This is a genomic window from Prevotella sp. MGM2 (assembly GCF_002933955.1).
Taxonomy (GTDB): domain Bacteria; phylum Bacteroidota; class Bacteroidia; order Bacteroidales; family Bacteroidaceae; genus Alloprevotella.
Genome location: NZ_BEWW01000021.1, coordinates 1 through 11,547, shown reverse-complemented (window position 1 = coordinate 11,547; position 11,547 = coordinate 1). Strand labels below are relative to the sequence as shown.

General features: G+C 49.1%; 7 protein-coding genes. All 7 read right to left on the bottom strand.

What is annotated here, in order from left to right; genetic code table 11:
• Positions 1–386: 386 nt before the first annotated feature.
• The 7 genes from C5S62_RS00475 to C5S62_RS00445 all read right to left on the bottom strand — a co-directional run bounded on the left by C5S62_RS00475 (position 387) and on the right by C5S62_RS00445 (position 10,917).
• The gene (locus tag C5S62_RS00475) at positions 387–1,340 is read right to left on the bottom strand and encodes a DUF5106 domain-containing protein (RefSeq protein ID WP_104403594.1); all 954 of its coding nucleotides are present in this window, start codon (positions 1,338–1,340) and stop codon (positions 387–389) included.
• A gap of 12 nt (positions 1,341–1,352) precedes the next feature.
• Positions 1,353–4,505, bottom strand: a complete 3,153-nt coding sequence (locus C5S62_RS00470; protein WP_104403593.1) for a hypothetical protein — start codon at positions 4,503–4,505, stop codon at positions 1,353–1,355.
• Positions 4,506–4,534: 29 nt separating this feature from the next.
• Complete coding sequence (locus tag C5S62_RS00465) at positions 4,535–5,713, bottom strand: hypothetical protein (protein ID WP_104403592.1); 1,179 nt, start codon at positions 5,711–5,713, stop codon at positions 4,535–4,537.
• Between the two features lie 13 nt (positions 5,714–5,726).
• The gene (locus C5S62_RS00460; RefSeq protein ID WP_104403591.1) at positions 5,727–6,812 is read right to left on the bottom strand and encodes a FimB/Mfa2 family fimbrial subunit; all 1,086 of its coding nucleotides are present in this window, start codon (positions 6,810–6,812) and stop codon (positions 5,727–5,729) included.
• Between the two features lie 128 nt (positions 6,813–6,940).
• Entirely contained in the window at positions 6,941–8,848 is a 1,908-nt protein-coding gene (locus C5S62_RS00455) for a fimbria major subunit (RefSeq protein WP_104403590.1), read from the bottom strand.
• A 41-nt stretch (positions 8,849–8,889) separates the two neighbouring features.
• Positions 8,890–10,308: a DUF3868 domain-containing protein gene (locus C5S62_RS00450; protein WP_223301075.1), complete on the bottom strand. Its 1,419-nt coding sequence runs from the start codon at positions 10,306–10,308 to the stop codon at positions 8,890–8,892.
• A gap of 21 nt (positions 10,309–10,329) precedes the next feature.
• Positions 10,330–10,917: a DUF3575 domain-containing protein gene (locus C5S62_RS00445; RefSeq protein ID WP_104403589.1), complete on the bottom strand. Its 588-nt coding sequence runs from the start codon at positions 10,915–10,917 to the stop codon at positions 10,330–10,332.
• Positions 10,918–11,547: the final 630 nt, after the last annotated feature.

Genomic DNA, 11,547 nt, shown 5'->3' with positions numbered 1-11,547 from the left:
ATCTTTGCCCTAGAATCAGCGGGCAACCTCAAAAGGTTGCTTTTTTTACGGCCTTTTCAACGCGAAAATAGGTTTATTGCACAAAAAAATGCAATACTTGGAATTTAAAATCCAAGTATCGGTGTAAAAATTATCCTTATTGCCGTTATCACCCAATCGGTCCGGCGCGTTACCCAACGGTTTTCCGCAGCCATAAAAGTTAAAAATGTTAATGTTTCAGGCGAGAGAGCCGGAATCCGTTTAGCTTTTATTTGCAAAAAGTTGCAACACCTTCCTTTAAAACACTCCGGACAGGACAACCCTCAAAAAAATACTTTCCGGATGAAGAAGACGGTTTCAGCCGGAAAGCAGACAGGATATATAAATGCAAGCGGGAGCACTCTGCATCAGGGTACCGCCACCAATGCCGTCAACGCTTCGAACACCTGTTGCGGCGAAGCGTCTTTCAGCAACACCCGTTTGTTGCCGTCGAGCAGATAAATGACCGGAGTGGCGGGCAGCACATAAAGTTCCTCCGTGCCTATGCGGCCCGTGTCGAAGGCTACAGTCCAGTCAGCCGGCATGTCGGCCTTGGTACGTTCCCAGGCGGCGCGGTTGCCGTCAGCATAAACGGCCAACACGGTCAGTTGTCCGTCGGCTATAAGCCGGTTCAGAAATCCGTTGCCGCTCAATGCCGCTGTCACTTCCTTGCAGTTCTCGCAGTCGGGATCGTAGAAAATCAACAGGACGAGTGGCGCCTGCGTCCCATACAGGGAGCAGCGGCGGCCATCGCGGACAATGTAAGTAAAGTCAGCAGCCCGCATACCAGGACGGTTTTTCATAACGGCTCTGAGCAGAAAGGCCGGGCGTGTTTTCTCAAACTCGTCCAGCAAAGAGGTACGGCCCAATTCCTGAAGAAAGGGAATGAAGAATTCCTCGTTGCGCATGGGCGAATTGGGGTCGTAGAGATACTTCTCGGCGATTTCCGCCAAAAGGCGGTAAGCTGCCGTGTCAGCCTCAGCCCGCCGCATCAGCTTACTGACGGCGGCTGCGCGCGCAGTTTCCGGCACGTGGGGGAAGAGAGTGAGGAAATTGGCGAAATTCTGCTCCATAAAACCGCGGTTGCGTCCGCGCAGGGTGTCGGCAAAGTCCATCGCGTCCCAAAAATGCTCAGCCACATAAGCGGCGCGCTCCTCGGCGGCTTGCAAGCCGGCCGGAACTTCGGGAAGCGGTAAATCGCCTGCCGTATCAACCGCTGCTACGGCTGATACGACAGTTTTTTCGCTGTGGTTGCCGCGGGAATTGCCGGAGCAAGCCAAAATCAGCAAAACGCCTGATAACAGTATGATGCGTCCACACATAATCAATCCACACTAAGGTTCAACATCACGGACGCAGCGGATATAAGCATTTGTTCCGCTTGCAATGCGCGTTCCTCCGTCCGAACGTGTTGCCATATAGCTTCTTTTGCTGTTATCAATAGAAAGAACTATGCCATTTCCATCGGAATCATAATATTCCAAAGTACAACTGGCAGCATAATTGCCAGCCGGTATATTAGTAAACACTCCTAAATTTCTCATAATGGCAAGTTCCTTTTGATTTGGCACTCTCCATCCTTTCTGTCCATTTGTATTAAGGCTACTACACGGCGTATTATTTTCAAAAACAGCGCTTTCTACAGCTCCATGCCAATCATAGCGGAATCTTTTAGCAGCATTACCAGTCCCTGTTGTTACTTCATTAGATCCGTTGGAATATTCAAAAGCCTTATACACCATATTATAATTAGAACTTTGATCGGCATTCCAAATATAGTGTGCAGGCAACGGACTTTCAAACTTTTCCTTTCGGATGGACAATTCATCATAATACGTCATTTTCACAGTACGCGTTGCAGCATCATGCTTATATGCCGCCGCCACTTTCTCACCATTGGTCACAGTACTCAAATTTGTACCAAGATTACGTATGCACCGCACATTCCATGGAGGATTACTGCGATGCTCCCCCCAAGCGGAAGTGGAGACACCCTCCATAGCCCACAATATAATATTATTGCTGGCATACATCAGCAAACTGGAATTCTGCCCATTATGTTCCTTACTAAACAGTTTCTTAACTCCCGCATAATCCATAACCGGATTAGAAAGAGAATTGCGGCCAAGGATCAGACGCAAATATTTTCCCGAGGCCGGCACATACCACCTGAGTTCGGAGGCATCTATTTGTCCGTCTCCGTCATTATCGCGATTACGATTCATACAGGCATTGATAGCCTCAATATAGTCTTCCGCATTACGTGAATTAGGCTTGGGATCATAATTATTATAAGTAAGACTCCCCCCATAATTAGCTAATTTAGGCAAATATGCAATACGCTCTGGAAGCGAAATGCCCTGAGCGTTAACTGCAGGTAGAGTCAGAGGCTTGGTTACATCGACAACATTATTCCATTTCTTATCTGCCGTACTTCCATTGTTACGGCCTTCCAACCAACTTCCCCAAACATTGTAACGTCCGTTACTTAAATCGCTGCCGTAGGTTGACTGCCGCAAATTGAGTCCGCGGGTTTCGTCTATGTTTTCCACACCGATGGCTGTACCTGCCGGTATGTTGCCTTCCGCTTCAGTGAGATTGTCTACAGAATAATAAGTCTGTATGGATTTCTGCGATGCGGCATATTTGGAGCGCGCATATATACTCTCCCCATCGGCTGATACAGAACGTGCCGTGCGTATCCAAAACCGGCGTTCCGGTTTGTTGACATAATTCCGCCATGAGACAGAATTAGATTCATCACCGTTGGCTGCGGTTTCATACACATACTCATTAACAAATACGGTGTACCACACCCCTTGATGGGACTGGGCGTTCTTCAAATCTGATAGTAGCATAGTCTGTCCATCGGCATTAGCGCCCTCACGGGGTTTATACTCAGCGAGGGTATTCTCGTTGTTAGTGCGGCGCAACTCTATCCAATTGGCGTATTGCTCGTTCGACAAATCACCATCTCCGTCTGTAAAGCTAACCAAATTACCATCCTCATCCCAAGCCTCTATGGTGAAACCGAACTGATCGCTTCTTCTTTCGTCATCGGTAATCTGAATGTTGAAGGCAGCGTAATGGCAGTCCAGTTCGATACTAGGATTGGTAACATCGTTGACCACCCCTTCCATGCCGGGTTGTCTTTCTTCACCATTGGCCTCCACAACGATATTCGACACATCGTTGACGGTGATATTATAATTATAATTGGTATTACGCCGGCAGTTGAAGTCCTGAGCGGTAGCGGCCGTCGCCTTCCCGTTGGCGTCTTTGTTCTCGCAATAGCCGAGATGAACGGTAAAGATAGCATTGCCGTAACGATAGGCATTTTCTCCGCTATTATTGCCAATTATGTTTCCGTCACCGTCCACATTCACCTGACCTCCGTTGCGACGGTTCACCTCGCACTGTATCTCCACGTAGGTAGCCATGTTGGCGGGCGTCCACATATCGCCGGAAAGGTTCACATAAATGCCGGTATTCCGCCCGCCGTCTCCTTTGAGTTCTTTTTCACGGTCGGTATAAGTCTGACAAGTAGTCAGTCCTGCCTGTTTGTTTTCCAGCTGCCAGAAATCGAAACTATAGGAACCATCGCTACTAGCCGTAAAATAGCGGTCATCATACAACGTGGAATTAGTATAATGCTCTTCCTTGGCGTCTTCCGTCACACGGTCGGTGGCATTGGGATAGTTACCCGACCCGCCGGCTTCACCACCCGTATTCCGCTCATAGGCATAGGCCCGCAAAGGCACATTGAAGATACGATAGCTCGTAGGGACAATGGAGACGTCAGGTCCGGGAGTCAGATTGAAGTTGACATGAGCCACCAGGCGGCGTAGGTGTATGGCGCCCGGCATGGTGTAAGACACTTCTCCGGCAGCGGGAATGAACACCGGCGTGAAGTTCTGTTCTTTCCATTCTATTTTAGGATATTCTGTCTCCGGCAGATAGCATCCCGACATGGCCAAGGGTACATCGGGAGACACGAGATTGGGGTTTTTAACGGTAATGGCGAGAAACTCTTGCCAGCTATCGGCGCTTTTCAGCAATTCGCGCAACGACTGTTCTGGGCCCGCCTCTCCGGTTTCAGGATCAATACGGCATCCCATATTGTCGATATTGGCCACAGCCACGATATAGCTGTTGCCCGACTTTGTTTCAAGATTTACAGAATGGGAGTTATGTTCATCGGCAGACAACTCCGTTATTATCTTAGCCTCGCTCGTAGGCTCTCCCGTAGCCGAGCTGTAAGTACGCACCCAAACGTTTTCCACCCGGTTCATCTGGTCTTCCGTGAGAGCGGCACGGGTTACCTGTGTCATCTGCGGCACACTGAGCTCGAACGTTACCGTTGTAGCCTCACCGCTGACGGTGAAGTCGGGGCTGACAAATGGGTCATCGGAACATCCGCCGAACATCACGACCGCAACGGACATGAGGGAGGTAAAAAACCGTATGCTGATATTTTTCAGTTTCATTGCTATATTGGTTTCCTGTATAGATAGATTCAATCAAATGATATGTCGCCGGATTCCTGTTCATCCCACGGACAAACCATGTAGGAGAGTGAGAGAGCCGAGCCGGCGCTCTTTATATTGAGACGGTAGATATGATTGCGCAGAAAATAGTCCCCCCACACCTTCTGATCGGGCGTGAGTCTAACGGTATAGCTTGCCTTTTGGGGTTCACCCACATAATGAGACGAACCGCCTTGGGCATAGTTTTCAATCTCTACTGTGAGGCTCAAACCGGTTGATGTTTCCGGAAGGTAGCAATAACCGTAATATGCTTTGCTGCCGGATGACGTCTGAAGCAATAAAGCTTCGGACGTAGGGGCAGGATCGGAAGGAATGGAAGGGACTGTGACCTGCTCATTATCACGGAAGTTTTCCGGAATAAGCAGGGCAGAACTATTATATGAAGAAGTATTTACACTGACGGAGGTGACACGCGGAAATCCAGCGGCATCCTTACCGGAAATGTCATCGGCGACTTCCAGTTTTGCTACGGAACGTAGCAGATTGATGTCATCTTTCAGGTCGTAAGGTTCGGCTTCTGTACTTTCCAGCAAAGCACTTTGAGATACGGTAAAGTCTTTGAAGCCGTACATGGGAATACCGGTACCGACACTTCCGTCCTCCGACACGGAAGGAACAAGGCCCTGACCGCCGGCAGGCATCACATAAAGAGGGTGCGCATTCTCAATCTCTAAAGCCGATATCTTTTCAGCTACGGTCTTTAAGGCATCCTGCGGCCAGTTGGCCAATACCATGATATTGAATTTCACATCACCGCCAAGAGCCGAATAGTCAAAATAAGGTTCCTTGAAGGTAGCCTTGATAATATAGCTACTATAATTATCTGCTTCCGGATCATTCTGCTTCTTTGCAATATCACTAATATCTTGCAAAATAACGCCTCCTTGAGTGAGAAGCAGTAACTTGAGCGATTGAAGGTCTACAGCATTTTCGGCCGCTGTTCCCGGCTCGTGACCTTCGATAACGGCACGCGTCTTTTTCGCAGCCTCTCTCTGTATGGCCAGGCGGAAATTCATCGTCACCTCACGGACATTTTCCACATCACAGGGAGACTCACTATCGCTAATACATCCACAGAATGCCAGCACAGAAGCAAGTAAAACCACCGGTGCCGATATTCTTTTTATGTTCAGAAGTGCGTACTTCATAATAACCTCCCTGTTAAAAGTCTGTATCCTGAGGCGGAACCACCCTCCACGAATTAACGTAGATGCCTGCGCCCATATACCATTTATTGTCTCCGTCGAGGAAGAAAGTCAGAGTGTAATCGTCCTGACGGTCGAGATACTCCTGATCAGTCATGTGACTATTATAATTTCCCTTCACCATGAGCAGATAATCTGTCAGCGGAATGCGGATAATATCAGTATCATCCGTATTGCGCCGCACCACCAAGGCCGGCCGGCGGTCGGCCATCAAACGCCCGACGGTACGTTCGGCCAACAATCCGTTGACTTCCGTCTGCACGCCGTCGTTTCCGGTTTCTGCGCGGACAAGTCCGGAATTATCCCCTTCCCTATCCGAAGCATCATTATCCTTATCGAAAGACGCAGAGACAGTGCTCTTCATCCAACCGCGATAGGTAAACTTGTCACTTCCCAAGATGTTATTGTCGTAATTCATCACGCCGTTCGTGGCTTCTATGAAGAAATCAAAATCTTCCTTATTCACCGCAGACCCGTCGAGATGCTGCAACATAACGCGTATAACGTTAGTGTTTTTCGTCAGCGGGAGCGTGGCGTCCACCCATCCGCCTTGTTCCGCTTCCTTCAGCGTCACACGCTGCATACCATGATAGAGGCGGTGCATTTCGGCATCCATGTAATCGCCGGCAGCGTCGTTTTTCTTCCTGACGCTCAGCATCAGGTCTTCCCTTACAGCTACGTTATCCGCCGCCAGAGCGAAAGTCTCGTCCTGCGGCAAGCCGCACCAGGCTATCATATCATACTCACCAGGAACTACCGGCAGTGTCATGGCATAATCTTCCGTTTTCAACTCTTCGCCCGCCCCGGCGCCGCTCCATACGAGTTTTCCCTCCGGAGTGAACAGCCACAGATTTACCGACTCCACCTCTGAAGAAAAGGCATCGGCATTCTTCATATTCCTGTCATAGCGGAACTTCACTCTAAATTCCGTTTCACAAGGTTCGAGATCCTCGTAGATGGCCTCACACGAGAAGAAAGACGCCATCAAAAGCGGGACCAGTGCATAAAGCATGCTGCGGTTCAACTTCTTTGTTAATTCCATGTGCTTCTATTGTTTTTTTGTCTTAGTTCCCGCAGAGGCGGCCAAGCCTCTGCGGGTGAGGAAGTTCCTCGCATGCGGCAGACTATGAAGGCGAAATGTATTCTCCCTCCTTCCGCCGCAGATATTTCTTAAAGATCTACATCCTGAGAACGTACCACAGCCCACTGAAGGATGTTCAGCTTATAGCTGATATAATATTCATCCTCGCCCATGGGGGGCACGATAGGCGTAGTGCGGGTGGGAAGTCCGGTTGCCAGGCCCGTAATAGAATTCACGTTAATCTGATAAACGTGGTTACGCACGATACCGAAATCACCTGTACGGGTTTTCTTCCAATCAAAATCAGAATCCGTTGTTGACAGGTCAGCGTTAGGGTTAGTATCGTTCAGATGATATCCCAAGTGCTTGATAGGGATAGAGAAGTAGGCCATTCCGTCCTCATAAGCGGTGGCAAAGCCCAAACCCTGCATCAACTGGGCGTTAACAGCGTCCACATTGTCAGCAGTGACCGCTACCCAGCCTTCAGCCCCCATGTGGCAGTATACAGTTGCGCTGTTTGCCAATTGTTCCTTATTAATCTGCAATGTCACAAAGCGGCCCGCCACGAGTTGGCCTCCTACTTCATCACGCGTAGCCTTATCGGGATGTTTCACTTCGAACAAATTATTATAGCTGTTTGCATCTTTGAGGAAAGTGCCTTGATTATCCGTAGCCAAAACAGTTTGGGAAGACAGCATCTTAGCCATCAAATCCTCTTCTGACTTATAAAGGTTATACTTGCCATTGTTCTTACCGAAAAGATAGAATGTCTTGTCAGTCAAAGCCTGTTGGGTGGCATTATCAATTACTTCATAATGGCCGACAAGCACTACCGAGGGAGCGGCAGCACGCGGATTCAAGCTATGAAGGCCATCAGTGTGAACCGTATTCTCACGAACATACTGTTTTCCACTATACGACGTAGTGTTCTCCCAATTGATTTTCACGCCATCCTTAACCACCTGATCGTAGCTATAATACTGACGTTGGTATGGCTCAATCGGCTCGCCGGCTCCTGCTTTCCCCAATGCCACAGCCTTATCCTCGATGTCATCGGAAACCCGGGGATAATCCTTAGCATAATAAGCCGGAGAACAAGCCCAGTAAGAGCGATAGTTTGCGGCATCATTCCACCAGCTGCCTAATTGGCCATTCAATTCAGATTCTGTAGGTACTCCGCTATCTCCATCTTTAGCAAATTTCTTGACCACATACATTTCGGGTTCGTCCGCATTAACCCTCCAGGCCTCAGGAATAAATTTGAGAGTATAACCCTCTACGCCTTCATAATCTGCAATAGATGAATTTCCGCTTTTGTCCTTAATTTCAAAATCCACTCTGGCGGCGAATCTCTCCACATAAATATCGATGGTAGAAGAACTGGGGTTTTCAGCCTCTGCCTGTGAAGTGTATAACTGTTCCAGTGTAATCGGCGTACCCGACATTTTGGTTGTAACATTCTTTATAGGGTCATGACCATAATAAGCGGAGTTAACCATATAGAAATTATCATTACCATTCATCAGGTTCTCACGCTTTACATTACGCCAACCTTCCAACGTTGTTCCTTCAAATATCGCATCCTCGGAGTTGGGATTGACGAAACACATCACGTAAGCCGGCATTTCCTGTCCCTTGGAAATAGAAACGGGAACTACGGCCTTGACAAATTTCTCCACAGTTTGTCCCGCACCATTATTCCATTCCAAGTTATTTCCCTGTATGCTCACGACATTAGACACACGCTCACCGTTCTTGTCATAAAACACAAAACGAACTTCCTGAACGGTATTTTCGGCATCCGTACCGGTTTCATACTTGTCATCCCCGGAAAGCGCCCGATTGGCCGGTCCGCTACCTGGATTGCACAATGCCACCTTGAGGAAGCGCACCTCATCAACAGCAGCAATCGTACCGTTGTCGGCCAAATCGTCTGAGGAACAAGAGGCAAACGCCAGTCCCATAGCCAGACCTGATAAAATTTTAAAAGTTTTCATCCTAGTAAAAATTAAAATGAATAAAAATGTTTTCTGTTTCCTTATTTTTCCTTTTCGGTCAGTTCCCTAAGTTGTGAAAGGGCTTCGCCTGCCTTTTCCACACCTTTCCGGAGAGCCTCTTCAAAGAATGTTGCGGCACGGGCGTATTCTCCTGAAAGAGCGGCGTGAACGCCACGGGCATAAACGGCCTCGGGCGAGTTGCCGGCCTTGGCCAGATAGTTGCCGGCCTTTTTCAGGTTGCGGTGGCTCATGGCCGTGTTAGCGGCATTGAGGTTGGCCGTTTCGTCATCGGGATACATGCGTACGGCAATCTCAAAGGTTTCCACATATCCTTCGCTTCCCGTCTCCATCTGCTGAGCAGCCAGATACAGTTCCTGCAGACTGAGTTTCTGCGGAGCGGTTTTCATCATCCGCATGATTTCCTCCACCTCCTTGAACTCGCGTATCTCATAACGCACGGCATAATCGGAATGGCGCAATGAAGGATAAACTTCGCGGAGCAGGAATTCGTAGGCTTCAGGATGGCGGGATTTGAGCCGCCACTCCTTGGCGTCCGGTTCTAGCTGACTGCGCACTATTTCGAGCAGCGCTTCCCGCTCATTCAGGCCGGAAGCGGCAATGTAGCGCTCCAGTCCCTGCCAGTCCTCAGGCTCATAGGCCGTAGTGATTATATCGTGCGGAAAGTCGTAAAGGCGACGCACATGCTCCTTCAGGGCGGCCGTGCGCTCGCGTGCCAGCCGTTCATTGCCGGCATACGGCCCCTCAGGAGAGGCATATCCCTTGATGGAAAGGGCCACAATACGGCAGTCGGCATCGTTCTTCACGGCATCGATGGTGTGGAGTATCTTTTGCAGCTCGGCCGCATTGTTGCGGTAGTCCGCGCGTATTGCGGTTCCGTTCAGCGGGAAGTCGATGTATGCCGATCCCTGCACCTCACGTATCTTGGGCTGCGCGGGAGGAGACACATAAAGGAAAGAGGGAACAAACTCCCGCGGCACGAGGTCGAGGCAGGCCAGCCGCTCCCTGCTCTCCGCAAGGGGGCTGCCGCAACAGCCGCTGGTTTCGCAGCCGGCACTGAGCGACGCCTTGTCCATCCACTCGCCATAAGGCATCACACTACGGTATTCCACCACCTTCACCTTGCCGCTGCGGTAAAGCTGCCGCACACCTTCGGGCATCCCGTAGCGCTGGCGCAGCAGGTAACGGTTACGGCCGGCCACCATCACTGCCGGCAGGGCCAGCGCAGTGCCGTTTCCGGTAATCGTGGGGGTAATCACCACTTCGTTGTTGCTCTTCACTTTCAGGGCGGACACGTCAACGTCCATCGACACGAAAAGCCGATCGCCGTTACGTGTCACAGCCAGGTTTCTCACCTCGGCCTTTCCGTCCATTATCGTCTGACACTTGGCGCCTCCCGCCGGTAGGAGGGCGAGAAGGAAGAAGCCAAGTATTTTTATCATATTATCCATAATCTGCATGAATTAGAATGAATATACCAGGTTAATAGCCGCTTTCGTAGGCCCGATGTAATGACCTGCCTTGTTCTTTTCGATTTTAGTGCCGCACTTGGCGCACGGGTAACTGTCGTAGCGTGTATAAACGTATCCGACGCCTATCTCGGCCTCAAGGTTCCAGCGTTTGCCCAGCATCCACGAATATCCGTAGGCAAGTCCCGCCCCGGCCATCCACCCTTGATAACGGCGGTCGGAGAGCTTGGAGAAATCGGTGCCAAGGAATGAGAAGCTGTTTTTCAGGCCGCCGATGTTATACTGCCCGCCCAGGGCATGCAAGCCCACAAAATGCCCCACAAAGCGGTCGCAGAACCAGTAGCGCGCTTCGGGCTGAACCATCCAGTGTTTCCATTTCCGGTCGTGCGAGAGTGTCCAGCCGTTGTAATAGCCCGCCACATCCAACGTCCAGCGGGGAGCCAGACCTATTTCCACGCCGGCGTTCACATTCAGGAAAGCATCGGCCAGCACATTCGTCTTAACGTTAATGTCCTGCGCCTCCGCTGTCGAACTGAACATTCCCGACAGGCTTGCCACCAGAAGTAAAATCGTTCGTTTCATCTTTTTTATCTTTGGTTTTTATTTTTTATCTCCATTATGCCTGACAACCCAACAGGGTATGGCAACGGTATTTCTCTTTGTAAGAGAAGTATCATAAAACAAATCGTATCTATCGCACTATGTGACAGAAGTTGCCGGATGTAATATGATTGCGGTTTGCTTGACAAATGTTCAACAAATCAGTAAAAAAAGATTATAGAACAAACCTTTTACCAATCTTTCATGCCACATTCAGGCAATTTTGAATATATTTGCATTTGAAATACTTCTCTTACAAAGAAAACGAAATCTTTGCGTGTTGCTTTTTCAGTTGAAGCAATGCCTTTTCTTTATGCAGCTCCTTACCGTTTGTTTTTAATTTTACATTAAGAACAGTTTCATCATCACTATACCTTCGAGGAAGCCATTTTCATATCTGCCGCTCTTAAACAGCTTTCACTCTTCTGATACTTTTCTCCCTAAGAGAAGTATTCAAGAAAGGAAAACATTCATTGTCAGGCATATAATATGCAACCAGAATCATCCCGCTGTCATGCAATAAACTCCAACTGTAAAAAAGCAAAAACAAATAATGAATGTATTCCCATATAGGAGGAATTGCACCATGTGTATTTTAACACTATTTGCTTT